The sequence below is a fragment of the Ammoniphilus sp. CFH 90114 genome (assembly GCF_004123195.1).
Classification (GTDB): Bacteria; Bacillota; Bacilli; order Aneurinibacillales; family RAOX-1; genus YIM-78166.
Genome location: NZ_SDLI01000008.1, coordinates 101,418 through 126,951, shown reverse-complemented (window position 1 = coordinate 126,951; position 25,534 = coordinate 101,418). Strand labels below are relative to the sequence as shown.

Sequence of the window (25,534 nt, the reverse complement as noted above, 5' to 3'; positions counted from 1 at the left end):
ATTGATTCCCGACATTTTTAACTCTTAACAGAGAGTGCCTAGTTAAGCTAGGCACAACTTGTTGGTGAGGGTCTAATTCGGAACATCAGGGTAAAAAAACGTGATCCAGTCCGAATGCAGTTTATCCAAGAAGAGCAAATGTTTACTTCACTATCGAGGATCGCTACTTCAATAACACAAAATGATTAACCCCTTCCCAGTTCAGTAATGCTGGATTCAAGAAGATAAATTCTTGGGAGGGGTTTTTTATGTATTTAAGTGAGTTGTAGAATTTATACAAAGCAGATAAACGTATTTAGATAGCCGAAAAGATGACTGTGAAGCACTATTTGTAACCGAGCGCAACCCGATTCGTCGGATGACCATCCCGACCCTCCGTTATTCTGTGAAGTTGATTGCAGTCCGTGGAAGGATTCCTGTCAATGTTTATCCTCATCGTTTTCGGCACACCTACGCTTGCCAACTACTCGATAATGGCGCTCCATTAGATTTTAATCAGGGCATGTTAGGACATGAGAAGGCATCTTTTTGGACTCTTTGTTTTGAATTAATTCTGTATTTCATTACTGAATCGCTCAATAATTTCTTGGATACTCCATACACCAAGATTGCCATCTTTGCGCTTTCTTACCGCCACGGATTGGTTTTCTACCTCTTTATCCCCAATAACGAGCATATATGGAATCTTTTGTTTTTCAGCATCTCTAATCTTTAATCCCATCTTTTCATCTCTGTAATCCACTTCTACACGTAATCCTACTGATTCTAATTGGGATTTAACTTCATTTGCATAGTCTACGTGGGAGTCAGTAATTAGTATTACTCTTGCTTGAATAGGAGATAGCCAAAGCGGGAATTTCCCGGCAAAATGTTCAATTAAAATTGCCATAAATCGTTCAACTGAACCGTAAATGGCTGTATGAATGATGACAGGACGGTGAAGTTTATCGTCTTCTCCGATATAAGAACAATTGAACTTCTCTGGCATCTGGAAATCTAGTTGTACAGTACCACACTGCCAGCTTCGTCCAAGTGAATCAAGGATGTGAAAATCAATTTTAGGACCATAAAAAGCTCCATCACCGTGATTTACTTGATAATCTAAACCTTTGTCTTTTAAGACGGATTCCAACGCAGCTTCAGCTTTATTCCAGATGTCTTCGGAACCCATGAATTCTTCTGGTCGAGTTGAAAGCTCTACCTTGTAGCTAAAACCAAAGTGAGAGTAAAAATCATCAATCAAAGCTAGAACCTTATCGATTTCAGATTCAATCTGGTCTACTCGAACAAACAAATGAGCATCGTCCTGAGTAAAGGAGCGGACTCTTAACAATCCATTTAATGACCCCGACAGTTCATGACGGTGAACTAAACCAAGTTCAGCCAAACGAATAGGCAATTCTCGGTAACTTCTCCGCTTGCTATTAAAAATTAATATTGCACCCGGGCAGTTCATCGGCTTAATGGCGTAATTTTGTTCATCAACATTCGAAAAATACATATTTTCTTGGTAGTGAGACCAATGACCAGACTGCTCCCAAAGTTCTTGTTTCATCATAATAGGTGTTTTGATTTCCTGATAGCCTGCTTTTTGGTGGTACTTTCGCCAAAGATTTTCGAGTTCATTTCGAATAACCATTCCATTTGGTAAGAAAAAAGGCATACCCGGTGCTTCTTCCATTGAAGTAAACAATTCTAACTCTTGACCTAACTTTCGATGATTTCTTTTTTCAGCTTCCAAAATTTGATTAGACATATTTAGCCCTCCTGATTTTTTTATAAATTTATAAAATAAAAAAGACCACACCCATCCCAATACATAGGGACGAGTGTGGNATTTATAAAATAAAAAAGACCACACCCATCCCAATACATAGGGACGAGTGTGGTCGTGGTACCACCCTAATTCCATAAAACACAAAACTGTGTATTATGCTCGGAAAGATAACGGATTTACCGATCACAGATACTTTAGCTAAACCATTTCCCTGTAATAGCTCCAAGGTGGTAAACCATTTCCTTTTCTTCAGGGCTTTCAGCCAATGACCCTGTTCTCTGCAAAAGAAAACGAAGAATGATTCATGTCCTTTTCAACGCTGTGTTATTTGCTTTAACATAAATAAAACCGCACCTATCCCAATAAAAGGGACGAGTGCGGTTCGTGGTACCACCCTAATTCCATAAAACACAAAACTGTGCTTTATGCTTAAAAAGATAACGGATTTACCGATTATAGATACTTTGGTTAAACCATTTCCCTGTAATAGCTCCAAGGTGGTAAACCATTTCCTTTTCTTCAGGGCTTTCAGCCAATGACCCTGTTCTCTGATAAGAAAAACAAAGAATGATTCGTGTCCTTTTCATAGCACTAATGGATACTCCATTTGTTGTTAAATATCTTATTACAGATAATATAATAAGTCAATGTGTTATTCAACAATCGGGATTCCATAGTTAAACGAGTGCACTCCGCTGGCTGCTAGATCGTTTAAATGTTTGTCAGATGTATCAGGGTATTTTATATACAAACCAACCAATAATAAAAGATAAAATCGATTAGGAGGAAGAAATGCCTAGAAGGTACAGTGGTCAAATTATTGATGGCAATATTAATAGTAAAGCTAATGAACTAGAAATAAGAAGTATTAAAAACATTCCTACACAGTCAGTTTGGGTAAGGAATCAAATAAGCAAAATGTTAGATGAGACTTCAAAAGCGATTGATTTAAATGAGAAGATGGTTATTACTCTGCGAGATACTATTCCTCTAATTTTAGAGCAAGAGGAAATACTAAAATTAAATGGTGATATCCATGAAATACAGTCCATGATGAATATTCATGATGAGTGAGATGAGAAGGGGAGGGTCTTCTCTATTTTGATTCATTTAAAAGTAATTTTTAGAAGCTTTGGTTATCATACACCAGCGCTTACAAGCATCAAAATTTGCAGTTCTTGGTCTTACGGAATCGCTCATATTACGGGAGATGTACAACGTGTACAACGAGTCATGCATCCAGAGGATCTTGCAGGTCTCATTGTAGCATGATTAAAGCTTCATCCGAGAGTTTTCCTTAAAACAGCTGGTTTGTGGTCTAAGAATCCCTAAAATTGGGTAGTGAAGAAGTTAATATAATGGCTAAGACTTTTCGAGACATGGTAACCGAAGTACGTGAAAATGTACCAGGAATTACCTCCCAAGAAGCAAGAGAAAAACTAAATGCCAATCCCGATACCCTAGTCATTGATGTTCAAGATGCAGCAGATGCAGGAGCTTGTGGGCTCATTCCTAGTGGTGTCAATATTTCGCTAGGGATGCTGCCGATTCGAGCTGATTTACTCGTACCTGAACACCTGAGAGATGATAGGTTGAAGGATCGCAATCGTCCTGTTTTGGTCACTTGTGGAGCTGGTGGACAAGCAGCACTCGGTGCCTATATTCTAAAGCAGATGGGATTTCAAGACGTCGCCTTTATTGAAGGGGAACACACGTTTACTCGAGATTGGCATGCTTACCATACATGGTTTGAGAATCTAGTCCTTGTTGTTCCATGAAACTTAAGACCACAGCGTCGAGTCCCCTGTGTGTGCATGGTGCAGTAGTGGTTGTGTTGGATACAACATGTATTCAGCCTGCTGATATTTCCAACGGAGGAAGTAAAATTCAGACGGGTTCCTATTTAAATTAAGGGAAGAATTTGGCGTAGGTCTTCTAGAAGGTGTAATTTTGTCTACAGTAGTTCAAATCTAAGTAAATACTTGAGATGGACCGATATTTCAAGTATTAACCTGTTAAGTACTTATTAGCCTTATTCACGGCCGTGTTTGTCTAAAACTAGATATGAAATACATTACGAAGGGTTCTGGAGACGAACTCTTTTATTTTTGTTAATAATGCTTAATAAAAGCAAGAATAATGCTCACAATTTCACTCAAATTTCACTAAGCTCGTCTAAATTATAACTATCGAAAGATAATAAAAAACCTTGGAGGTAATGAATCATGTTAAACAAAAAGAAGATCTTAGCTACAGCTTTAGGAGCAGTATTTGCGATTAGTGCATTCGGATCTGCGTTTGCTGCGGAAGAAACAACAACACAACCTCAAACTCAAATACAAATGAATAAACTTTTTGGAGGGGCAGGGCATTTTGGCAAGAAAGGGACTAAGGTTCGGAATGAAGCCGGTCGTGAAGCTAAATTAGCACAGCTTGCTGCTGAAAAAGGTATCACTGTTGAAGAATTAAAAGCACAAAGGGAGCAAAACCGCGGCAAGAATCTTGAGCAACTGGCGCAAGAAAAGGGAATTACGGTGGATGAGTTGAAAGCTCAGATGAAGCAGGAACGCGAAGCACGACACCAGGCCAAACTTGATGCGTTGGCAAAAGAAAAAGGGATCACCGTGGAAGCTTTAAAAGCGGAAATGGAACAAAAGCGTGAAGCCAAACTTGCAGAGTTGGCAAAACAGAAGGGCATCACCGTAGAAGAATTGAAGGCTCAGTTTGAACAGGAGGGTCATCATTTTCGTGGTAAAATGAGGAAATAGATTTTTACATAAGACTGCTTCGGCAGTCTTTTTTCACTTGTTTTTCATCAAGAGATGGTTTATTTTATTTGCAACTCATGGAGTATATTTGCAAACTCATGGAGTATATTTGCAATCTATATTAAGGTCTAAAATGGAGTGTTTCAATATGAATATTTTATTGGCTGAAGATGATGTGCGTCTGGGGGAGCTTATAGCTCATTTACTAAAAAAGAAGGGTGGGTATAATGTAGAATGGCTCATGAAAGGGGATGAAGTGTACCATTATGCCGTGGAATCTCATTATGACGTCCTCATTCTCGATTGGATGATGCCGGGGGAAGAGGGGGTCAGCATATGTCAGCGTCTTCGAAAACAAGGATATTCGGGAGCTATTATTATATTAACAGCTAAGGATGCCCTTCAAGACCGAATAATAGGATTAGATGCAGGTGCTGATGATTATCTCGTTAAGCCATTTGAAATTGATGAACTGCTGGCTAGGATTAGAGCGTTATCCCGACGAAATTTTGCCCCGATACAGGAGGAAATCGTTCAAATTCAGCATCTTCGTGTAAATCTGACCAACCGTACGGTCTTTAATGGAGAGGGAGAAATACAGTTAACTCCTCGAGAATATCAATTATTGGATTTATTCATTCGGAATAAAGGACAGGTCTTATCTAGAGACTTAATCTTTGACCGAATCTGGGGGTATGAAACGGAAGTATCGATGAAAACAATAGATGCTACAGTAAAGCTACTTCGAAAAAAGCTGAACTTGAGCAGCGAAAAGGACATCATTCAAAGTGTTCGAGGGGTGGGCTACAAACTTGAATTTTAATTGGTTAACTCGATTCCGAAATTGGAATGCAGATCTCTTTATTCACACTCAAACTCGATTAACCATACTCTACAGTGCCATGATCATGATTTTTCTCACTCTCTTTGTAACGGTGGTTTACTTCCTAGTTCATACGGTCATTTTTTATGAACAAGAAAGGCAACTGCAGTCCATCACGGATCAGGAGATGAGGGTGCTGCGGGAAGCCTTAAGGGATCGTAAACTGAACCAGGAAGAAATAAATAATCTCAATACGATTAGAGAAAGCGGCAATCAATTCTTTTATTATGTAGTTGATCCTAGAGGACGCGTGATCTTCGGTGACGCTTTTATATCGCGGTTACAACCTAAACTATTGCAACTTGTTGACGGATGGATTCCTCATTCGCAAGAGATTCGGTATGGAACCATAAAGAACTCACCGCCTCCCCGCCGCGGGTTTGACCCTCAATCACCTAAAGGGCGCGAACTCCATCTCATGATGGCAGGTCGGACGATTTATCAGGGAGATCAATTGGTAGCTGTATTTTATACCGGTAAAGAGGTTTCCTTTATTAATGAACTTATGAATTTATTACTCATTATATTGGTGATATTAGGCATCTTGTTTTTTGGTGTAGCTCTCTGGCTTAGCTATTTCATGTCAAAAAGAGCTATGATTCCGATTCGAAAATCATTTGATCGACAGCGAGAGTTTGTCGCAGACGCTTCGCATGAACTCAGAACCCCCCTCAGTATATTGCATTCCTCTCTTGATGTGGTGAAGATGGAGGACGAGGCTCAACTCTCGGATTTCTCACGAAACGTCTTAAACAATATGAAGGATGAAATCAAGCGGATGACAAAACTAGTGAGTGATTTATTGACTCTGGCGCGTTCGGATTCAGGAACGCCTGAATTGAAGGTAGAGACCTTTGATTTCGTTCCATCCGTTGAACAGCTTATCAGCTCTACGCAAACACTTGCCCAGTCGAATGGAATAGAATTGCACTTGCAAACGCCTCCTACACTCATCATTCAGGGTGACCAAGAACGCTTGAAACAATTGCTGTATATCCTGTTGGATAACGCGATTAAATACAGTCCAAGTGGTGGGGTTGTGAACATTACGATTTCTAATGAAATGATGGAAAAGCAACGCGCACTACGAATTATGGTTCAGGATACGGGTGTGGGGATTCCGGCCGAAGACCAGGACCGTATCTTTGATCGATTTTATCGTGTGGATAAAAATAGATCCAGGCAAGCGGGAGGGACGGGCCTAGGGCTCGCCATAGCCAAATGGATTGTAGAAGCCCATCGAGGTACGATTCAGGTCTCAAGCATTCCAGGGGAAGGAACTACTTTTACCGTTATTATTCCTATGAACCGTTAGTTAATTAACTAATTAAAAAAGAGGTCATCTTTATCAGATCATTAAGGAGTAGATGCTATGGAAGACTATCAAGCTCTAGTGAATAAACAAAAACAATTTTTTCGCTCCGGAAAAACGAAAGAGATGACTTATCGTCTGGATGCACTAGAAAAGCTTAGGAATGGGATTCGGGAGAAGGAAGAGTCTCTTCTTCACGCTTTAAAGGCTGATTTAAATAAATCTGAATTCGAAGCTTACACCGCGGAGATTGGTGTGTTGCTAGAAGAGATACGCTTTACGATCAAGAACTTACGTGTTTGGATGCAGCCGGAAAAAGTCAAGACGCCGATGACTCATCTGGGGTCAGCGAGTTACATTTATTCAGAACCCTATGGAACAGCGCTCATTATTTCTCCCTGGAATTATCCGTTTCAACTTGCCATTGCTCCATTAATCGGGGCGATAGCTGCAGGGAATTGTGCAGTGATAAAACCGTCCGAACTGACGCCGAGAACTTCAGAGGTGTTAGGTGATCTGATATCAGAGATGTTTCCTGAAGAGTATATCTCCGTCGTTCAGGGTGGAGTGGAAACAAGTCAAGCACTGCTAGGGGAAAAGTGGGATTACATTTTTTTCACGGGAAGTGTTCCCGTAGGAAAAGTGATTATGGAAGCTGCTGCGAAACATTTAACTCCTGTAACCCTCGAATTAGGGGGGAAAAGTCCTTGTATCGTTCACGAGGACGCTAATCTGAAGCTCGCTGCGAAACGAACTGCGTGGGGGAAGTTTATGAACGCAGGCCAGACTTGCGTTGCTCCAGACTACTTGTACCTTCATCGAAAAATTAAAGAGGAGTTCCTACGGTATTTTCAAGAAGCAACGGAGGAATTGTATGGAGCGGAACCGCTAAAGAACCTGAATTACACACGGATTGTGAGCGAGAAGCACTTTAGACGACTCCGATCGTTCATGAATAATGGGGATATCTTTATGGGGGGTAAAGTGAATGAGGAGGGTTTAGCGATTGAACCCACCGTACTTACGAATATTACGTGGGAAGATCCGGTGATGCAGGATGAAATATTTGGACCCATTCTTCCTGTAATGGAATACGAGCAGCTGTCTGAAGTCATCGAAGGCATCCACCAGCATCCGAATCCCCTTGCCCTCTATATCTTTTCAGAGAGTAAGACCACTCAACAAGAAGTGCTTAATCAGGTTTCTTTTGGTGGGGGGTGTGTGAATGATACGCTCTACCACCTAGCTTCACCTTATCTGCCCTTCGGGGGTGTTGGGAATAGCGGGATGGGCGCCTATCATGGAAAAGGCAGCTTTGATACGTTTTCACATAAAAAAGGTGTCTTAAAACAAACCACCCGCTTCGATATTCCGTTTCGATATCCCAATGTAAAGGATGGGTTGAAGAAGATTAAGCTGTTTTTGAAGTGAAAGACAAAGAAGCAGGCAAGATCTATGGAGGATCATGCCTGCTTGGATTTAAGTTCTTTTTCTTTTTTTATTGCTCTTAACTGGCTTAAATAAAGGAAAATTCTATCCCTTCCATTAACCTTGATATTATGGAGGATGTAATTAACATCACCTTCGGTTTTAATAACGTCTTGTGCTAACTTTCTAATAAATTCCGGCTTGTCAGCTAGCTCCAGAATATCTATTACATACTGTTTAAATATCATGGGTGTTGTACTCCCTTTCATTATTCGTAATTAGCTTGCGCTATTCCTCAAGATCTTTTGAGATAATTTATTAATGATGTGTGTAAGGAATTTATGTTCTTCTATAAATTGAACACCATATTCATATGTTCCATCCTGAAGTTGGTCACGTCTCACAATTTTCCCATGAAAGGATAGATCATGATTTGTGAGTAAAAAGTCAAATTTATAGATGATGACATCCGAAGCAAGAAATCTTAACTCAGTAGAAAACCGTAATCCATTCCCACAAATATCTTTGATCAAAATTGCTGCTTTTTTTGTTACAATCTTACGGTTTTTAATTTCACTAATTTCTATTGTGCCTTTTGCGTATTCTTTGAAGTAGTGGCGATAATGCTTTCGGCGTCCTAACACATCAGTATACTCCTTTCTAGAGAAGCCGTTCGTTCTTTATTTAGAATTATACAACAAACAAAATGTTAATAAAAGTATAATTTTAGAATAATCTGGAATTTTTTTGATGGTTAACTTTGATCTTTGGATATATTATTTTTATTTTCAAAATATTTTATTGTTTTTTATCTTGGCCAAAGTAGGAAACTATCATGCATGAGCAGGAACCTCTCCTGCTTGTTTTATTTTATACGCATATTTTTTCCAATTAATAGGACCTTAATAGTAAGCAGGGGAAGGAGGTTGAATGGAAGTGGATACCGATCTGAGATTCATATGGAAGGCCATTGTCATTGTTATTGGGGGCGTGCTGATCCTTCGATTGGCCGGAAGAAAGTCCATTTCGCAATTAACTGTTGCTCAAACGGTGATGATGGTTTCCGTTGGTTCCTTAATCATTCAGCCTGTTGGGGACAGGAATATCTGGATTACCCTGTTGATTACGATTCTAATGGTACTGACTCTTCTATTCATTGAATACATCGTCATGAAGTCAGATGCCCTAGAATCGTTTTTCTACGGTAAATCGGTAGTGGTAATAGAGGATGGAAAACTTAAGGAAGACAATCTACGAAAACTACGTCTAACCGTGGACATGCTGGAGGTCCGGTTGAGGCAGCAGGGAGTTCAGAGAATTAGTGATTTACAATGGGCAACGATCGAGTCAAACGGACAACTGGGATATATGCTTAAGCCTGAAAAACAATATTCCACGAAGGAAGATATTCAGATGTTGATAGCGTTGCTGCAAGCCAACCTTCCAAACCTACCGAACTTGCCGAGTCAAGCCTCTGACGCTAACATTTTTAAAGAAGTGAACGATAATGGACACCTTCAAGAACCGCCAGAACATCTGAAATGAGGAGGGACAGGACACATGTTTAATACTCTATCTAGATGGATCTTTTGCGGAGCTCTCATTGGTGTAATCATTGGTTCAACAACTGCCTTTCTTTTAACGACGAATGATTTTTTAGGAAATATACGAGAGCAAAATTTTTGGCTGATTTATTTTCTTCCACTTGGAGGAATTATGATCGGTTATATGTACATGAAGTATGGCAAGGAATCAAACAATGATGCGGGGAAAGGAAATAATCTCGTAATTGATGGTGTTCACGGTAAGGCGAGGGTTATACGACGAATGGGTCCCATTGTCTATTTGGGAACTTTTATTACCGTTTTCTTGGGCGGATCAACGGGGAGAGAAGGAGCGGCCATTCAGATGGGAGGAAGTGTAGCTCAATCGGTCAATCAGTTTTTTAAGATCAATCCCATTGATCGGAAAATATTACTGATGAGTGGCATTAGTGCTGGATTCGGGGCCGCGTTCGGAACTCCGATTACAGGGGCTGTGTTTGGCATGGAAATGGCTGCTATAGGAAAAATGAAATATGAGGCCCTGGTACCTTGTCTCGTTGCCAGTTTTGTAGGACATTACGTGACGGAGATTGCTTGGGGAGTGAAACATGAATCGTTCCAGATCCAAACGGTCCCTGAACATTCTGTTTGGGTTTTTCTAAACGTTGTTCTTGTATCTATTCTGTTTGGCCTGATCGCATTGGCTTACTGCCAACTTAGACATGAGATTCAGACTGTAACCGAAAAGTACTTTAAGAAGAATCACATGATACGTGCCTTTGTGGGAGGAGTGATTATTGTTGCTCTAACAGTTATCATTGGTTCTCAGGACTATAACGGACGCGGGTTACAAATGCTTGAGCAATCGTTCAAAGAAGAAGTTCCTCCCTTTGCCTTTCTTGCCAAGCTGATCTTTACAGCTATCTCCATGGGATCGGGCTTTGTCGGTGGGGAAGCTATCCCTTTGTTTTTTATGGGAGCGACCTTAGGGAATACCTTGTACTCCTTCATCAACCTACCGCTATCCTTCCTTGCCGCCCTAGGGTTGATTTGTGTTTTCTCTGGAGGGGCTAATACCCCGATTGCTGCCTTTTTATTAAGTGTGGAGATGTTTGATGGGAAGGGAATCGAATACTTTTTTATAGCTTGCTTCGTCAGTTATCTGGTTTCTGGGCATCATGGACTCTGGCCATCTCAGACGATGTATGAGCCGAAGAGCAGGCTCTATCAGGTGTTGAGTGGTGAAACGATTGATCAGTTTGAAAGAAAGAAACAAAACTAGTCAGGTGTTGCTAATTATATACTTTGTATTATAATGGGAATTGCTGTATCAACTTTTTGGGGGGTGGTCAGTCATGGTAGCGAACCGGTTGCCAGAATCTGCAGCGTCTCATGCAAAGCCTAGTATTAGAGAGGCGATACTTTGCATGAGGTGGAATTTTATTTAATAAAAATCGCCTAGTGAGCTTATAGCATTTCTAATATTCTAGGCTTTGCACCTTATTTTTCTTAATTAAGAATAAGGGGCGAGCAGATCATGAAATATGTAAATGCAACAGCTATTTTACCCGAAGAGTTAATACTAGAAATCCAGAAATATATCCAAGGTGAAACTCTTTATATACCGAAACCAGAAGCCAACTATCGAAAATGGGGAACTCGTTCTGGAGGTAGGAAAATGATCGATCAGAGAAATACTTCAATTCGATGTAAGTTTCGGGATGGAGTGTCCATTTCCCAACTGGCAGAGGAATATTTTCTCTCGATCGAGACGATCAAGAAAATTGTATACTCTAAATAAGCGTTTAGCAGCCCTGATCAATGGATAATCAGGGCTTATTTTTATGTACAGTTTGTTTCCTATTCGTTTTTTACATATATTTATGGCTTCGATTGGTTTACATTATTACAGAGGATGTCTTTTGAAGTGTAAGGGAGGATGAATCATGAACGAACCTTTCATTCGTCATCATGAATATAATTTTATTAAACAACAGACGAAGATTATGCAGCGCACCATGACAACAGATCCTAAAGTCATTGAAGCGGTTAGATATAGTGCAGCGTCGAAAGTAGTAGAAATGTTCCCAGAAGTGACAGGGGAACAAAAGCAATTGCTAGAAAAGATTTCTACACTAAAATCAACAGATCAGTATCAGGAATATCTCGATGAATTAGCTCCATACGTAGTAGACTTCCCGAAAGTGACCGAAAAGCAAATCAAGAAGCTATTCCCCAAGAACAAGAAGCTTACAATTCCGGACCTGTCAGAGGTTGACCACAAGTCATTGACTTATCTAGGTTGGAGTGATATTGCAACTAGTAAAGTGTTTATGGTCTATCCCTTAAACGGTGAGGTCGTAGGAGTGGAGGGTCGCTTCACGATGGCCAATAAAAAGGATGTATGCTCCCTGTGTAAAGGGTACGGAGAAGTCGCTTTAGTGACAGCCATATCCAAGGCGAAGTCTTCCCAGTCCATTGACTATTATAAAGCGGTTGGAAATTACATGTGTATAGATCATCATAAATGTAATCAAAGCATTACCGATGTCACTGCATTGGAAAGATTTATTTATAGTGTGATGGGGTAGGGGCTAAGTACCAAGGGGTAATACAACCCAAAGCAGAATATAGAAAAGAAGAGCATGAGATTTAGTAAATCTCATGCTCTTTTTTTCTATTCGATTCCCTTAATTATCTGCCCGCTTGCTTCCTAATTCCTCAAAGATATTCTTAAAGATCTGAAAGTTGTCCTTTTCAGATTGAGCGAGCCATCTGATTTTTTCGGTTTCTTGATCCGATAAATTGCGGTCAAGTCGACTTTGGAGTAATTGAAGGTAAGCCTCGTATCTTTCGTCTTGGTTTAGAATGGTCATGTTGATTCAGTCCTTCCTTGCTAGCTTTACCGTCATTATTTCCCTTTTTTCGTTAATTATTTATGGTTAGCATGAGAGGGATAAGCGGAGTTTTTTCCGCTAAGTGGCCGGTTTGTTTATTTTATAGTCAAATAAGCGGAAATTTTTCCTTTATTCGTCCAAAAGCAGCTCAGTTTAGGCTTTGGGAAGCCAATAGGCGGAATTTGTTCCGCTCTTATAGCCGAATTTAGCCACTTGGGGAGAATAGCGGAACATTCTCCGCTTATTTTGGGGAAGGCCGACCTACCTGCTTTGCCAGTAGCAGATAGCCGTGCCCTTTCGTTGTCGCATATAATACTACCCGACAATAATTCGTTCCTTAAGATAATGGAATCCTGTTTTTTTCTCGTCTCTTTTTAGTAAGAGCAAGAAAGGAATAATCCCGACACGACCAATGAACATCAAGATCATCAGGAGGATCTTACTTGGTGAGGATAGATACGGCGTGATTCCCAGCGAAGAGCCACAAGTACCAAACGCCGATGTTACCTCGAAGATGATCTGCACCATACTAAACCCTTCTACAACCATGATAAAGAAGACGGATGCAATAACGATGTTGGTCGCAAAGATAAATACGATAATGGCTTTATTAATATCTTCAGGATGCAGCTCTCTTCGAAAAATCTTAATTTCGGTTCGGCCCCTCATATAGATGACAATGGTAAGTAGAATCACCACAAAAGTAGTGGTTCGTATCCCGCCCCCTACACTGCTCGGAGAAGCTCCAATAAACATAAGCAGGCTGATGAAAAAGAGAGTAGGATCGGTTAGGGCATTGAAGTCCATCGTAGCTAACCCCCCACTGCGGCTCGTTACCGAGTTGAACAGGGAGTAGAAAAAGGAATCGATAGGAGACTTGTCTGCTAAGAAGTGATTTCGCTCTAATAAGTAGAAGACAACGGCCCCGAGACCTAGAAGGCCAAAATACGTAAGTGATGTAATCTTGGTAAACAACGAGAATTGTATACGTTTATTTGTCCAGTAATTTTTCCAGTTCTCTTGGATCTCGATTAGGACGGGAAATCCAATGGCTCCAAGAATGATGAGCAGCATATGGACGGTTTGTACGAAATGATCGTCATGGAACCGCATGAGAGAGTTTCCAAAAATATCGAAGCCTGCATTGGTGAAGGCACTGACAGAGGAGAAAAAACCGTAAAACATGGCGGCATGCCATGTAGAAATTACGTTTGAATAATAAAAGTAAAGGCCTAAGATAACCGTTCCAATGGCTTCGATGATTAAAGCAAGCTTCAGGATGGTGAGCATCAAAGCGACTAACCCAGATAAGGTCGAACGATTGTGATCTATGGCGATCCAACGCCTCTGTTCTAAGCCAATGGAACGACCGAGCAAGATCCACAGAAAGGTACCGAGGGCCATAATGCCAATTCCGCCAATCTGGAAGATGACAATGAGAACCAACCTTCCCCAGACATTGAAGGTTTCGGCGGTGTTGACGACAGTAAGACCGGTCACACTGATCGCGCTAATGGCAGTAAAGAAAGCATCAATGAGAGAAAGTTCGATTCCAGGATTATGGAACAGAGGAATCTTCAGTAACAGGGATGCCGTGACTACGGAAAAGGCATAAAACAATATAATAATTTGAACGGAGCTTAATCTTTTTCTTCTATTTGACCATTCCAAGTGTATACACCGACCTAATATATGTATAGATGAAACCTTATTTACGCCTACCGTGAATTAAAACATTAGAGGGAATTAATGTCAAGGACGGCCGATCTAAGAGCGTGTCTTTCTTCAACTGTTAACCTTTTCACAGTATAATAGAAGTCAGTTGTTTACAATGGGAGGGTAGGGGGAGAAAAGTTGAAACATTTAGGCCGATTCGCTGCTTTAGTTGTTTTTCTTGTCTTCGCAGCCGCCTGCTCTTCGCAGGGAGCTCCTGATTCCAGGGCTTCGAAAACAGAGCTTATGATTTCTAGCGCTGCAAGCCTAACGGATGCTATGAATGAGATGAAACAACTCTATGAACAACAAAATCCACATATCTCACTGACTTTTCACTTTGGTAGCTCGGGAAAGCTAGCCAAACAGATTGAACAAGGTGCGCCAAGCGATGTTTTTCTGTCAGCAAGTATGAAGGATATGGATGCCTTGGAAGGGAAAAATCTTATTCATACCGAATCGAGGCAAGACTTCGCAAGGAATCAATTGGTGCTGATCACCAATGCTAGTAGACTGATTGAAATCAACTCTTTTGAACAGATTCCAGTGGAGAATCTTCAGCATGTGGCGGTTGGAGAACCCGAAACAGTTCCTGCTGGACGATATACGAAGGAAGCATTAGAATCGATCGGTCTGTGGGAGCGGCTGCAAGGAAAATTGGTTTTTGGATCTGATGTACGGCAAGTGTTAACGTATGTGGAGTCAGGCAATGCAGAGCTAGGTGTGGTTTACGCGAGTGATGCGGCGACGACGACACAAGTGAAAGTGTTGGCGAAAGCAAAACCGAAATGGCATCAGCCGATTGTCTATCCGGCAGCGGTCCTTTCAGAAACTACTAAAATAGAAGAAGCACAAGCTTTCCTAAACTTTGTGATGGGACAGACAGGGAAAGAAATATTGAAGAAATACGGCTTTGAATGAGGGGGCTTGGGAAGAGTTGAATTACACACCGTTGTATCTCTCATTAAAAATTGCTGGAATATCCACATGCATTGTCTTTATTACAGGGGTTTTTCTTGCTCGCTTACTCGCGCGGCGAGATTTCACAGGGAAGAGCGTGATAGAGTCCCTCATTCTTCTTCCTCTTGTCTTGCCGCCTACCGTGGTGGGATTTGGCTTGCTTCTCTTGTTCGGTAAGAATGGACCGCTTGGAGCCTGGCTAAACGATTGGTTCGGAATCCAGGTGGTGTTTTCTTGGATAGGAGCGGTTGTGGCTTCTACGGTTGTAGCTTTTCCTCTGATGTATCAGAGTGCTACAGCTTCCTTTTCTAGCATTGATCGGAAATTCGAACAAGTAGCCCGAACGATGGGGGCTTCGGAATGGCGGGTTTTTTGGACAGTGACGTTCCCATTAGCTTGGCCGGGATTATTAGCTGGGCTTGTGCTCTCGTTTGCGAGAGCGCTAGGGGAATTCGGGGCTACGCTCATGTTAGCAGGAAATATACCAGGAAAAACGGATACTATACCGATTGCCATTTATTTTGCTGTAGAGGCCGGGCAGATGGAGAAAGCAACGTTTTGGGTGACTATCATTGTGGCTTTAGGCTTTAGCACGATCATGTGGTTGAATTGGTGGACGAAAAGAAACATCCGGAGATACACGTACGACCAATCTCATTAAGGGGGAGAAGAGGATGCTCTCTTTTCATATCAAGAAGACATTAGCTCATTTTACCTTAGACATGGGATTTGATACCGAGAATGAGATTGTAGTCCTGTTTGGCCCCTCGGGATCAGGGAAAACGACGGTACTGAATTGTATCGCTGGACTTCAACATCCTGATGAAGGCTTCATTCGGCTAAATGAAGTTCCCTTTTTTGATGAGAAGTCCAAGCCTATGCCCCCTCAGAAGCGCAAGGTAGGATATCTGTTTCAAGAATATGCGCTGTTTCCCCATATGACGGTGGAGAAGAATATTGCCTATGGCATGGATGCTAAAAAAAGAGGGGAATCAGGTTTCCTGGTAAGCTCGCTTCTAAGCGTATTAGGAATCGAACACTTGCTATCCAAGTATCCTCACCAAATCTCAGGGGGAGAGAAGCAAAGGGTTGCTCTGGCTAGAGCTCTAGCTACGGAACCTTCTATCTTGCTCCTTGATGAACCTCTCTCGGCACTCGATCAAGAAACTCGTCTACAATGTCAGGAGGAATTACTTCGCATCCATGAGATGTGGAGGATCCCGTTTATTATCGTAACTCATGATAAGGGAGAGGCCGAAAAGCTGGGGGATAAGATCCTATTTATTGAAAAGGGAAGAATTATGGAAAAGGCCATCCCACAAGCGAGGGCGTAAGGGATGGCCTTGGGCTTAATTGTAAACATTTTCGATTCGTGACTTCGTAACGATTGTTCGTGACCTCGAGGCTGATTTTCGTGAGTTTGGCAACTGTTTGGTTTCATAGATGTCATCGAACCTGGTTTTATTTGGAACCATTCCAGGTTTGTTAATAAAATAGCTAGTTCCGTGAGTTTGATAGGCTTATTATTTGAAATGGCTACAGCATCGTGAGAATCGACTTCTGTTTCGTGATAAAAATGAATAAAGGCGTGAGTATTTTCAAAAAAACGTGAGTTTCGGACTGATTCGGGCCGAAACATGCGGGTCCAAGCCCTCTAATGAATCAAAAATCGACCGAGACCATAAAAAATGGGCCTGAAGGTTGGGGGTAAGTCAATACTGATCCTCTTTCTGATCCATATTTTTTAATAAATTTATCAAAAAAGGGCTGCAAACAGACTAAAATGAAAAAAGTCTCTTAAGCCCCCCAGATTAATCGTTTCTATAAAAACAGTAAAATAAACACCCCTAAGACTACACAATAGTAAGAGAAATACTTTAGATTACCTTGCCTCATAATTCCCATAAACCATCTTAGAGAGAAGTAGGAGGCAATGAGTGATAGTAGAAAAGCGATGGTATGCGCAAGGAATAGACCTTGTCCACCAGAATCACTAAACAGCTTCGGACCTTCAAGAATGATTCCCCCGACACTAACTGGAATATAGAGTAAGAAGGAAAAGCGCAACGCGGTATCCTGCTTCATGCCAAGGGCCATCGCAGCGACGATGGTTGCCCCAGATCGGCTAATCCCCGGGATTAAGGCGACAGCTTGGGCTAATCCCACGATGACAGCGTCTTTCCAGGTGAGGTGAGCATCTGCCTTCTGTCCACGCAGGTTTCGAATCAACCATAGCGCCACAGCGGTCACAAGTAAACTGATTCCTACCATATAAATTCCCTTTAAGGTTTCCGAGATGAAATCGTTGAAAAGCACGCCGATAACACCAGCAGGTACGGTAGCGATGACAAGATAGACAATGAACATGAAGTCTGATTGGTATTCTTCTTTTCTTGTCAGGATATAGTTGATCCCATTCTTCGTTAATCGGATAAGATCTTCACGATAGATGATAAGAACGGCAAGAAGGGATGCTGTATTAACCAAAATCTCGAAGCTTAAGCCCTCAATATATAATCCAAATAAATGCTGTACGAGTACGAGATGTCCACTAGAAGAGATGGGAATAGGCTCTGTGAAGCCTTGTAAGAGACCTAAGAATGCATACTTCAGTAAAATAATAAAATCCATAAGCAGCTCCTCGCTAAGAAAATACTAGGTTCATAGGCTGACCCCTAGTTAGTATATAAGAATTGGAGGTAGAATCCAACCGAAAAAAAGTAAATTCTAGGATAAATTGCCGTTAAATAAAGTGGAACTTCTCGGCCCCCTCCGCATATCCTGAAAGGAAAGGAATCTGGGCTTATGCCCATAGGATAAAACGATCATGATGGCAAGGATGGGGGATATGCAGAAGAGAATCGTGATATTGGGCGCCGGTTTCGGAGGATTAACGACCGCAGTCACGTTGCAAAGAAAGATGAAGCTCCATGAAGCTGAAATCATACTGGTAAATAAGAACAGCTACCATCATGTAACCACGTGGCTACACGAACTCGCAGCAGGAACCAGCCCCATGGATAAATGTATGGTGGATATTGAAAAGGTCCTGCAAGAGGATAAAGTAAAGCTGGTGAAGGGTGAAGTTAGCTCCATTGATTTTAAGCAAAAGAAGGTTGAGTTGAATGGAGGTGCAAGCCTCACCTATGATTATTTGGTCATGGCGCTGGGAAGTGAAACCGAAACATTCGGGGTTCCGGGGGTGAAAGAACATACGTATGTCATTCGAAGCATTACCAGCGCCGTGTCCATTCGAGATCAAATCGAACGGATGTTTCGAAAGAGCAAAATAGAATCGTTCCGGCGAGAAAATCTTCATTTTATCATTTGCGGTTCAGGCTTTACCGGGGTTGAATTCGCTGGGGAGCTGGCTGACCGGGTAGATGAGCTTTGCAAGGAGTATGGAATCGATCGCAACAAGGTTAGGATATCCAATGTGGAAGCCTCCCCTCATGTTCTAGCAGGGTTTGATCCTGACTTGTCGGAGTACGCCAAAACCGTGTTAAAGAGAAAAGGGGTAGACATTAATACCTCCACGCCAGTCCAGGAGTGTACTCCAAGAGGAGTTCTTCTTGATGAGAAGAAAGAGTTGCAATCCCCCACCGTCGTATGGACAGCTGGGGTTCGGGGACATTCTTTAACAGCCAAATTTATGAAGGAAACCATTCGAGGCCGACTAAAAGTAGATCAGTATCTGCGACCTCCTGAACAGGAAGACGTATTTGTTGTGGGGGATAGCTCTGTGTTATTTAATGAATCCGGTGGTCCGTACCCGCCAACAGCGCAAATTGCCGTTCAACAAGGAACTCACTGTGCACAGAATCTCTTGGCGCTCCTTCGAGGGAAGAGGATGCAACCCTTCCAGCCGAGGATCAAAGGTACGATTGTTTCCATTGGAAAAAAAGAGGCAGCAGGCGTGGTGTATGGGCGCAAGATTTATGGAACTAAAGCGGTTTGGATGAAACGGTTAGTGGATTATCATTATCTTTACCGTATTGGCGGGATGAAGCTTGTGATGGAGAAGATCAAATTAGGGGATAAGCAAAGTGATCGAAGGAATAACAGTAGTAAAAGCAGTGACAGCTTGCTCGACCACTGAGCAAGCTGTCCGCTTAAGACTTAGTTACAGAAGATGTGTTTTCCAATCTTTTTAATTTGTGGACGAGTCCAGATCCATCCGGAAGTGGCTGTATCCGGATTGAAGTAGTAGGTAGCTCCTGCAGAAGGATCCCAACCGTTCAGTGCATCTTGAACGGCTCTTCGTGCTGTCTCATTCGGGGTTAACCAGATCTGCCCATCGGCTACAGCTGTGAAGGCCCGAGGTTCAAAGATTACACCGGAAGGTGTATTTGGGAACGTTGCACTTTTTACACGGTTTAAGACAACCGCAGCTACAGCCACTTGACCGACATAAGGCTCTCCTCGAGCTTCTCCATAAACAGCATTCGCCATGATTCTTAAATCATTATCGGACATACCGTGTGCCTTGTAACTAGGAGCAGCCGTTGCACGTGCTTGAGGTGCAGGTGCCGTTTGTCTAGGTGCTGGAGCTGGAGCCGGACGCTGAGCAGTAGCCCCACCACCTGTGGTACCTTTCCAGTTCTTCGTTGCCGTCCGTAGTTTGCTGCGTGTTTGAGGTCCGACAGTGCCATCCGCCTTCATCCCAAACTGTCTTTGGAAATTACGTACAGCGGTCTGGGTGGTGGGACCATACCTTCCATCAATTTTCCCTTTGAAAAAACCTAAAAATTTTAATCTTCCCTGGATCTCCCAGACCTCACCACCGACGGCCCCGCGTTTTGTTACCTTTCCGCTAGACTTCGCAGCCGCGGTTCCTTTCGTTGGCCAATTCTTCGTTGCTTGCCAGAGCTTAAGCTTCGTTTTAGGTCCTACGACACCATCGACCTTCATGCCAAAACGATACTGGAAGTTGCGCACAGACCAATAGGTCTGCCATCCAAATTTTCCGTCAATCTTGCCTTTAAAGTATCCTAAGTGCTGCAATCTTCCCTGCAGCTCCCAAACCTCGCCGCCGACAGCCCCGCGTTTAATGACGCTCTTCGAAAATGTTTCTTCGGTTTGCACGTTAGTCAGGGCCATGCTTATGCAAAAAAAACCTAAAGCGATAGTAAAAAATAGCAAAAGATACTTTTTCATTTTTTCCTCCTGAAGCATAAATGGTTTCCTGGAGCTTACTGTTATTTTTCTCAATGGAAGAGAATCCATTCTTTATAATAAAAAGGTAATTTTATCCCTAATGGTGAATCGGAGGGCTGACCGCTACTTCGGGATTGGCTAGGGAAAGATGGACTTCATGTTTTTCATTAATCGAAGCGAAGAATACTTTGTCCACGTCCCTAATGCCACGACGATGCAGTTCATCTTTTAGCCACGATTCATTGAGATTCATCGCTTTGAGTACGTCGCCATAAATCTTTCCTTCAACAATGACAGGATAGGTCATATTTGCAATACGCTTCTTAATTCCCATATCTTCAATTGTCACGGTTTCTTTATTGGGCTTCTTCTGTACAGTGAGCTTACCATTGGATTCGATGATCCCTAGATGAACATCACTCACATCGAAAATATCCCTCTCTCTTAACATCTGCAGAATGTTATCAATAGAGTACCGGATTCCTCTAATGTTGCTATTTAAAAACTGTCCCTCGTGGATGACGATGGTAGGTTCAAAGGTGATGAGCCTACCGAACCTTCGACTCCTGATGGCCCAATTGGAGACCAAGCGCTGAAGTACAGCGATGAAGATAATCGCTCCGATGGTTGGAAGATGATGAATGGAGGGATCGGCAATATCGGCGCCAACAACAGCTCCCATAGCAAGGATAATAAGAAAATCAAATACAGGGAGTTCGCCAATGGACCTCTTTCCCATGATGAGTGTGACAATAAGCAGTAGAGGCAAAATCGTAAAAATCCTTCCAGCCACAATTAGCAAGTCCTTTACGAATTCCATGATTACTGACCCCTATAACCGGAAGCTAATTCTTGATTTACGTCTGTGACTCTCTGATTAAAGTTATAATACCGATAGTCCGGCGTAATCTCCGGGAGACGATCTGCTTCTGCTTGGTTGGTAATAATTCTTCCAGCGGAAACATAACGGTTCTTTGGAATAGTGACATCGATCACCCGACATCCCGGCTCAAGAACCGCACCTTCTTCGATATAGCTATTAAATACAAGGGCCTGCATCCCGATAAAAACGTCTTGCTCCACACGGGTAGGTCCATGGACTTGGCTCTGATGGGCAAGGGTGACACGCTCTCCAATATGGACGGAGTAAGGTTCATCGTCAACAAACACCGAGTTCTGGCCAATGTTTCCCCCATACTCGAAATTCTTCAGTCCGTGAACCACAACACCATCCTGCACATTAGAGCGGTTCCCAATGTGAATCTTTAAACCCTCATCGCCTCGGATGGATACAAAAGGGGCAATGAATACGGTTTGACCTATGTGAACTTGTCCAATGACAGAGGCATGAGGGTGGATATAGGAAGAAGGATGGATGGTCGGGTAATCCTTGTTTAGGTTGAAAGTCGTTTCGGTGTTTTCTTGGATGTTTTTATTTTTGTTTAGCAACCAGCTACCGACAAGTTGGCCAGCAAAAAGGGCGATAGAGCTGCCGACTATCCACTTGTTTTTCGCTTTCATAAAAAACACCTCGTCTGTTATTTTCCTTATTTTTTATTAAAGAAAAGGAAATTATCCGCAGGTATTTCCAGATGTGAAGGAGGACGATTTTCATGAAGTAAAAAAAGGATCCGAGTTTTTCGGATCCTTGATTTTAGGCTTCTGTTCGAGGTTTGGTCGGGTCGCATTGAGGTGGCCTGGCTGCATTCACCTCAGCTAGCTTCGTGAGATAATAGCATTCTTCACGGGCCATATGATCGAGTATTAGGGGAGCAAGCGTGCTTAAAACTTTTTGCTGGAGCTCCATCGCCTCTAGTTCGCGGAGGAACTGGGTAAAGACAAGGATTTCCACTTCCACTTGATGATTAAACCGATCTAATGCCGGGAAGTGCTGTAAACTGGTTCTCATATAACCGGCTACTTCGACAGCTTTAATATAAAACTGTTCAAAAGTCATCGCAAACTTTTCGCTCTGCTTTTTCAGCTTTTTCTCCACCATGTCTAGATCTGCAGCGATTCCTGCAGAGTGTCCTGCTGCATCAAGCAGCCATACGAGGTGGTGATGAACCGGGTGCATGGGCGGAGGAACAGTTCCCTTCGTTAAAAAGTCTAAGATCCGAAGATATTCTTCAACCTCGTTCACCATATGATTGATGAAGGTAGGAGGAAAGCCAATAGCGATTTGTTCGGTTAAATGGCGGCGGATCAGATGGAGCTTAAATCCTCTTATTTCCTCCGCCTGTTTCTTAGCCGTGTTGGTCAACGAAGCGAGTTCTTTTTCAGCGAGGTTTTGCCGTGCTTGAATGAGTAACTGATCAAAGACTTGGATAAAATTCTGAGCTTTCTTGACTTCTTCCTGTTCCTTAGGTGATAGCTGGTCAAGCAGCATGCGAGCATGATCTCCTAGCACTTGAAGCCAGAACCGGTGTTCAAATAAAGCAGCCTGTTGAAAATTGGCAGTACCCAATCGTTTTCCCCCTTCCATTTTTTTGTCCAATAAAGCCTATTCAGGAAAAAGAAGAATATTCTCGTAGGGGCTTGCGCCGTTACCATTTGTCCATCTCATCCATAAGCTAGCTAGAAGAAGATAAAACGAGGTGGATTGAATGCGCAAAAGGAAAAGCCTGAAGAGGATGCGGGCAGCGGCGAAGAAAATCAAAGGGAAACCATTCCTATATAGGAACTCCAAAGGGGATCCCTATGTAGTCCAGGTCAAAGATGTGAAAAAAGATCATGTGGTGATGAGAGCTCATCGAATTAATCGGAAAAAAGTTGATTTACAACAGGTCGGTTTTCCAGGTCTAGGTGCGGGTTCCGGCTTGCTTGGAGGTTTAGGCGGAGGAACAGGTCTAGGTGGACTTGGTGCCCTAGGCGGTGCGATGAATTATATCGTTCCGATGTTTAAGTTGTTTTCCACTATTGGACCCTTATTTAGAGGATTAGGTGGTGGACTAGGAGCATCAGGAGGAAGTCAAGGTGGAGGCGGTATAGCTTCTCTTGATGCTTTGAATGATTTAAGTGAAGAGGAAGATAAGAAGAAGGAGAAAGAAGAGGATTAACTTGAATCATAGCCACTAATTTCCAGAAGGGTGATTTTGGTCATGGGAGAACCTATGTAATGGTCCCCCGGGGATCAACAGAAACTTTATATGGAGGGAAACCCATGACTGTATCTACTTCTGTAAAACAAACCCTTGCTGGATTAAAGGGAGCACAAGCCAACCTAGAAACATTTGCTTTACAAACACAAGATAAACAAGCGAAGCAGATGTATACGCAGGCCGCTCAGCAGACACAAACCATTATTTCCTCTCTAGAGCAACGCGTTCAGAAGATTGAGCAGGAAGAACCAGAATATAAAGGATTCTAGTAAATCATGACCCATACAAAAAGGCTGTCCCTTAGATCCGGTCGGGCAAGAAGCGATGGGCTGAAGGGTCAGCCTTTTTTGGTTTATGGAAACATTTTCAGATAAATTTCCTATAAATATCCTCTGCCCTTTTACTTGGATATCCGTTATATTAGTACATGGTGATTAATGATAAAATCTATGAGTGGTTTATATAAAGGGGGAACTGGAGATGGGCTCAGAAAGAAGAGAAGTCCCATTCGGTGTGGCAATTATTCCGTTGATCGTCATGATTGCAGGAATGGCTGTCACCATTATTGTTTTTGAGGGAAGTCCGCATATCCCCTTAATTCTTGGCAGCGTTGTCGCTGCTCTGCTCGCGTGGAAATACGGGTTCTCTTGGAAGGATATCGAGGACGGGATGTATAAAGGAATCCAGTTGGTCTTACCTGCTGTGTTAATTTTAATTGTAGTAGGGATGATTATCGGTTCGTGGATTGGTGGGGGAGTTATTTCGGCCATGACCTACTATGGCTTGCAGCTTTTATCACCTGCCTATTTCTTAGTGGCGATCGCTTTAATCTGTGCGGTTGTTTCTTTGGCTATCGGTAGTTCATGGTCAACTATGGCTACGATCGGGGTAGCGGGAATGGGAATTGGAATGAGTATGGGCATTCCTGCTCCGATGATTGCAGGAGCGGTTATTTCTTGTTCTTATTTCGGAGATAAGATGTCTCCACTTTCCGATACAACCTTGCTTGCTTCTGGCCTATCTGGAGCTAACTTATTCGAACATATTCGCCATATGCTTTACACCACAATTCCCGGCTTGGTGATTGCCCTTGGCGTCTATTGGTATCTTGGAAGGGGCTTTGCCTCTGACACCGTGTCTGCTACAGAAATTAACGATGTGATGACGGTATTAAGGGAGAACTTTATGATCTCGCCATGGCTCCTTCTTATTCCCGGCATTGTTATTATGTTGGTTTCCAGGAAGGTTCCTGCCTTGCCAGCACTAATCGTTGGAGTTGTGCTGGGATGGATCGCTCATGTTTGGCTACAAGGCGCAACCATGAGTGAGGCGGTTTCTGCCTTACAGGGAGGCTATCAATTAGAATCCGGGAATGCCATGGTAGACAAGCTATTGAACCGTGGCGGTATTGATAATATGATGTATACCGTTTCTTTGATCCTTGTAGCAGCTGTATTTGGAGGCGTGTTAGAGCATACAGGGATGCTGGAAGCCATTGTTCGTAAAATCTTAAAGCTGGTAAAAACGGATGGCGGTCTGATGGCCTCTACGGTTGGAACTTCTTTCTTTACTAATGCCGTATCGGCTGACCAATACTTGTCTATTGTTGTACCTTCTCGAATGTATGCAAAAGCTTATAAGGACCGTAACCTTCATCCCAAGAATCTCTCAAGAGCTCTAGAGGATGGGGGAACCATAACATCGGTCTTTATTCCTTGGAATACGTGTGGAGTCTTTATTTTTGGAACCTTAGGCGTTTCTGCCTTTGCCTATGCGCCTTACGCCGTGTTAAATTTCACGGTGCCAATTATATCGATTATCTTCTCTTTATTAGGAATAACCATAGTGAAACTGAAGAAGTAATTTTCAAAGGCAACCACAGCGATGTGGTTGCTTTTTTTATGAGCCCAAATTTCCTGGAGGTTTGATGTAAGGTAGGCCTGGCTTCCTAGTATGTGATTTGATGAAGCTTTTCATATATAATTATATTAAAT

At 42.4% G+C, this 25,534-nt stretch carries 27 protein-coding genes, 3 pseudogenes and 2 other annotated features; of the genes and pseudogenes, 19 read left to right on the top strand and 11 right to left on the bottom strand.

Features of this window, described 5'->3' with window-relative positions; genetic code table 11:
• Positions 1–316: 316 nt before the first annotated feature.
• A pseudogene (locus tag EIZ39_RS27580) lies at positions 317–511 on the top strand (tyrosine-type recombinase/integrase); the annotation flags it as partial.
• Positions 512–547: 36 nt separating this feature from the next.
• On the opposite strand, the gene thrS reads toward EIZ39_RS27580, so the two are convergent.
• Positions 548–1,756 carry a threonine--tRNA ligase gene (gene thrS, locus EIZ39_RS17990; RefSeq protein WP_129201474.1) on the bottom strand — a complete coding sequence of 403 codons (1,209 nt, stop codon included), beginning with the start codon at positions 1,754–1,756 and terminating at the stop codon, positions 548–550.
• Positions 1,757–1,872: 116 nt separating this feature from the next.
• Positions 1,873–2,103 (bottom strand) — a binding site (T-box leader).
• A gap of 38 nt (positions 2,104–2,141) precedes the next feature.
• Positions 2,142–2,373, bottom strand: a binding site (T-box leader).
• Between the two features lie 196 nt (positions 2,374–2,569).
• Here thrS and EIZ39_RS17985 point away from each other — a divergent pair.
• The 7 genes and pseudogenes from EIZ39_RS17985 (at position 2,570) to EIZ39_RS17950 (ending at position 8,171) form a co-directional block, all read left to right on the top strand.
• Positions 2,570–2,851 (top strand): hypothetical protein, encoded by a 282-nt coding sequence (locus EIZ39_RS17985; protein WP_129201473.1) that lies wholly within the window; start codon positions 2,570–2,572, stop codon positions 2,849–2,851.
• Positions 2,852–3,004: 153 nt separating this feature from the next.
• Positions 3,005–3,109, top strand: a pseudogene (locus EIZ39_RS17980) (short chain dehydrogenase); the annotation flags it as partial.
• 26 nt (positions 3,110–3,135) lie between these two features.
• The gene (locus tag EIZ39_RS17975; RefSeq protein WP_129201472.1) at positions 3,136–3,555 is read left to right on the top strand and encodes a rhodanese-like domain-containing protein; all 420 of its coding nucleotides are present in this window, start codon (positions 3,136–3,138) and stop codon (positions 3,553–3,555) included.
• Positions 3,556–4,002: 447 nt separating this feature from the next.
• Complete coding sequence (locus tag EIZ39_RS17965) at positions 4,003–4,545, top strand: hypothetical protein (protein WP_129201471.1); 543 nt, start codon at positions 4,003–4,005, stop codon at positions 4,543–4,545.
• 148 nt (positions 4,546–4,693) lie between these two features.
• The gene (locus EIZ39_RS17960; protein WP_129201470.1) at positions 4,694–5,368 is read left to right on the top strand and encodes a response regulator transcription factor; all 675 of its coding nucleotides are present in this window, start codon (positions 4,694–4,696) and stop codon (positions 5,366–5,368) included.
• Positions 5,358–6,743, top strand: coding sequence for a sensor histidine kinase (locus EIZ39_RS17955; protein ID WP_240675862.1), 1,386 nt, complete (start codon positions 5,358–5,360; stop codon positions 6,741–6,743). The genes EIZ39_RS17960 and EIZ39_RS17955 overlap by 11 nt, the downstream gene beginning before the upstream one ends.
• 57 nt (positions 6,744–6,800) lie before the next feature.
• Complete coding sequence (locus EIZ39_RS17950; protein WP_129201469.1) at positions 6,801–8,171, top strand: aldehyde dehydrogenase; 1,371 nt, start codon at positions 6,801–6,803, stop codon at positions 8,169–8,171.
• 32 nt (positions 8,172–8,203) lie between these two features.
• On the opposite strand, the gene EIZ39_RS17945 is transcribed toward EIZ39_RS17950, so the two are convergent.
• Together EIZ39_RS17945 and EIZ39_RS17940 are read right to left on the bottom strand one after the other, a co-directional pair.
• Positions 8,204–8,416: a hypothetical protein gene (locus EIZ39_RS17945; protein WP_129201468.1), complete on the bottom strand. Its 213-nt coding sequence runs from the start codon at positions 8,414–8,416 to the stop codon at positions 8,204–8,206.
• A gap of 30 nt (positions 8,417–8,446) precedes the next feature.
• Complete coding sequence (locus tag EIZ39_RS17940) at positions 8,447–8,812, bottom strand: PilZ domain-containing protein (RefSeq protein WP_129201467.1); 366 nt, start codon at positions 8,810–8,812, stop codon at positions 8,447–8,449.
• A gap of 286 nt (positions 8,813–9,098) precedes the next feature.
• Here EIZ39_RS17940 and EIZ39_RS17935 point away from each other — a divergent pair, with 286 nt between their 5' ends.
• The 4 genes from EIZ39_RS17935 to EIZ39_RS17920 all read left to right on the top strand — a co-directional run bounded on the left by EIZ39_RS17935 (position 9,099) and on the right by EIZ39_RS17920 (position 12,303).
• Positions 9,099–9,713 carry a DUF421 domain-containing protein gene (locus tag EIZ39_RS17935; RefSeq protein ID WP_129201466.1) on the top strand — a complete coding sequence of 205 codons (615 nt, stop codon included), beginning with the start codon at positions 9,099–9,101 and terminating at the stop codon, positions 9,711–9,713.
• A gap of 15 nt (positions 9,714–9,728) precedes the next feature.
• Positions 9,729–10,994 carry a voltage-gated chloride channel family protein gene (locus EIZ39_RS17930; protein ID WP_129201465.1) on the top strand — a complete coding sequence of 422 codons (1,266 nt, stop codon included), beginning with the start codon at positions 9,729–9,731 and terminating at the stop codon, positions 10,992–10,994.
• A gap of 255 nt (positions 10,995–11,249) precedes the next feature.
• A complete protein-coding gene (locus EIZ39_RS17925; RefSeq protein ID WP_129201464.1) occupies positions 11,250–11,513 on the top strand; it encodes a CD3324 family protein in 264 nt (87 codons plus the stop codon).
• 145 nt (positions 11,514–11,658) lie between these two features.
• On the top strand, positions 11,659–12,303 hold the full coding sequence (locus EIZ39_RS17920) for a FusB/FusC family EF-G-binding protein (protein ID WP_129201463.1): 645 nt from the start codon (positions 11,659–11,661) through the stop codon (positions 12,301–12,303).
• Between the two features lie 99 nt (positions 12,304–12,402).
• On the opposite strand, the gene EIZ39_RS17915 is transcribed toward EIZ39_RS17920, so the two are convergent.
• Together EIZ39_RS17915 and EIZ39_RS17910 are read right to left on the bottom strand one after the other, a co-directional pair.
• A complete protein-coding gene (locus tag EIZ39_RS17915) occupies positions 12,403–12,588 on the bottom strand; it encodes a hypothetical protein (RefSeq protein ID WP_129201462.1) in 186 nt (61 codons plus the stop codon).
• Positions 12,589–12,924: 336 nt separating this feature from the next.
• Complete coding sequence (locus tag EIZ39_RS17910; protein ID WP_129201461.1) at positions 12,925–14,280, bottom strand: TrkH family potassium uptake protein; 1,356 nt, start codon at positions 14,278–14,280, stop codon at positions 12,925–12,927.
• 183 nt (positions 14,281–14,463) lie between these two features.
• On the opposite strand from EIZ39_RS17910, the gene modA reads away from it, so the two are divergent.
• From modA to EIZ39_RS17895, 3 genes are read left to right on the top strand one after another with little or no spacing between them, the layout of a single operon-like run.
• On the top strand, positions 14,464–15,243 hold the full coding sequence (gene modA / locus EIZ39_RS17905) for a molybdate ABC transporter substrate-binding protein (protein ID WP_240675861.1): 780 nt from the start codon (positions 14,464–14,466) through the stop codon (positions 15,241–15,243).
• A gap of 16 nt (positions 15,244–15,259) precedes the next feature.
• Complete coding sequence (gene modB, locus EIZ39_RS17900; RefSeq protein ID WP_129201460.1) at positions 15,260–15,943, top strand: molybdate ABC transporter permease subunit; 684 nt, start codon at positions 15,260–15,262, stop codon at positions 15,941–15,943.
• Between the two features lie 13 nt (positions 15,944–15,956).
• Positions 15,957–16,616 carry an ATP-binding cassette domain-containing protein gene (locus tag EIZ39_RS17895; protein ID WP_129201459.1) on the top strand — a complete coding sequence of 220 codons (660 nt, stop codon included), beginning with the start codon at positions 15,957–15,959 and terminating at the stop codon, positions 16,614–16,616.
• Between the two features lie 487 nt (positions 16,617–17,103).
• Here the strand turns inward: EIZ39_RS17895 and EIZ39_RS17890 are convergent, their stop codons facing one another.
• The gene (locus EIZ39_RS17890) at positions 17,104–17,913 is read right to left on the bottom strand and encodes an undecaprenyl-diphosphate phosphatase (RefSeq protein WP_129201458.1); all 810 of its coding nucleotides are present in this window, start codon (positions 17,911–17,913) and stop codon (positions 17,104–17,106) included.
• A gap of 196 nt (positions 17,914–18,109) precedes the next feature.
• Here EIZ39_RS17890 and EIZ39_RS17885 point away from each other — a divergent pair, with 196 nt between their 5' ends.
• Positions 18,110–19,381 (top strand): NAD(P)/FAD-dependent oxidoreductase, encoded by a 1,272-nt coding sequence (locus EIZ39_RS17885; RefSeq protein ID WP_240675860.1) that lies wholly within the window; start codon positions 18,110–18,112, stop codon positions 19,379–19,381.
• A gap of 20 nt (positions 19,382–19,401) precedes the next feature.
• Here EIZ39_RS17885 and sleB read toward each other — a convergent pair whose 3' ends face one another.
• The 5 genes and pseudogenes from sleB to EIZ39_RS17865 form a co-directional block, all read right to left on the bottom strand.
• Positions 19,402–20,193: a spore cortex-lytic enzyme gene (sleB, locus tag EIZ39_RS17880; protein WP_483296056.1), complete on the bottom strand. Its 792-nt coding sequence runs from the start codon at positions 20,191–20,193 to the stop codon at positions 19,402–19,404.
• A gap of 24 nt (positions 20,194–20,217) precedes the next feature.
• Positions 20,218–20,382, bottom strand: a pseudogene (locus EIZ39_RS27875) (peptidoglycan-binding protein); the annotation flags it as partial.
• Between the two features lie 154 nt (positions 20,383–20,536).
• A complete protein-coding gene (locus EIZ39_RS17875) occupies positions 20,537–21,259 on the bottom strand; it encodes a DUF421 domain-containing protein (protein ID WP_129201457.1) in 723 nt (240 codons plus the stop codon).
• 2 nt (positions 21,260–21,261) lie between these two features.
• The gene (locus EIZ39_RS17870) at positions 21,262–21,960 is read right to left on the bottom strand and encodes an LbetaH domain-containing protein (RefSeq protein WP_129201456.1); all 699 of its coding nucleotides are present in this window, start codon (positions 21,958–21,960) and stop codon (positions 21,262–21,264) included.
• A gap of 133 nt (positions 21,961–22,093) precedes the next feature.
• Positions 22,094–22,906, bottom strand: a complete 813-nt coding sequence (locus tag EIZ39_RS17865) for a DUF2935 domain-containing protein (RefSeq protein ID WP_129201455.1) — start codon at positions 22,904–22,906, stop codon at positions 22,094–22,096.
• A gap of 139 nt (positions 22,907–23,045) precedes the next feature.
• Here EIZ39_RS17865 and EIZ39_RS27575 point away from each other — a divergent pair, with 139 nt between their 5' ends.
• The 3 genes from EIZ39_RS27575 (at position 23,046) to nhaC (ending at position 25,403) form a co-directional block, all read left to right on the top strand.
• Positions 23,046–23,498: a hypothetical protein gene (locus tag EIZ39_RS27575; protein WP_129201454.1), complete on the top strand. Its 453-nt coding sequence runs from the start codon at positions 23,046–23,048 to the stop codon at positions 23,496–23,498.
• Positions 23,499–23,602: 104 nt separating this feature from the next.
• Entirely contained in the window at positions 23,603–23,809 is a 207-nt protein-coding gene (locus tag EIZ39_RS17855) for a DUF1657 domain-containing protein (protein ID WP_129201453.1), read from the top strand.
• Positions 23,810–24,020: 211 nt separating this feature from the next.
• Positions 24,021–25,403, top strand: a complete 1,383-nt coding sequence (gene nhaC / locus EIZ39_RS17850; protein ID WP_129201452.1) for a Na+/H+ antiporter NhaC — start codon at positions 24,021–24,023, stop codon at positions 25,401–25,403.
• The last annotated feature ends 131 nt before the right edge of the window (positions 25,404–25,534 follow it).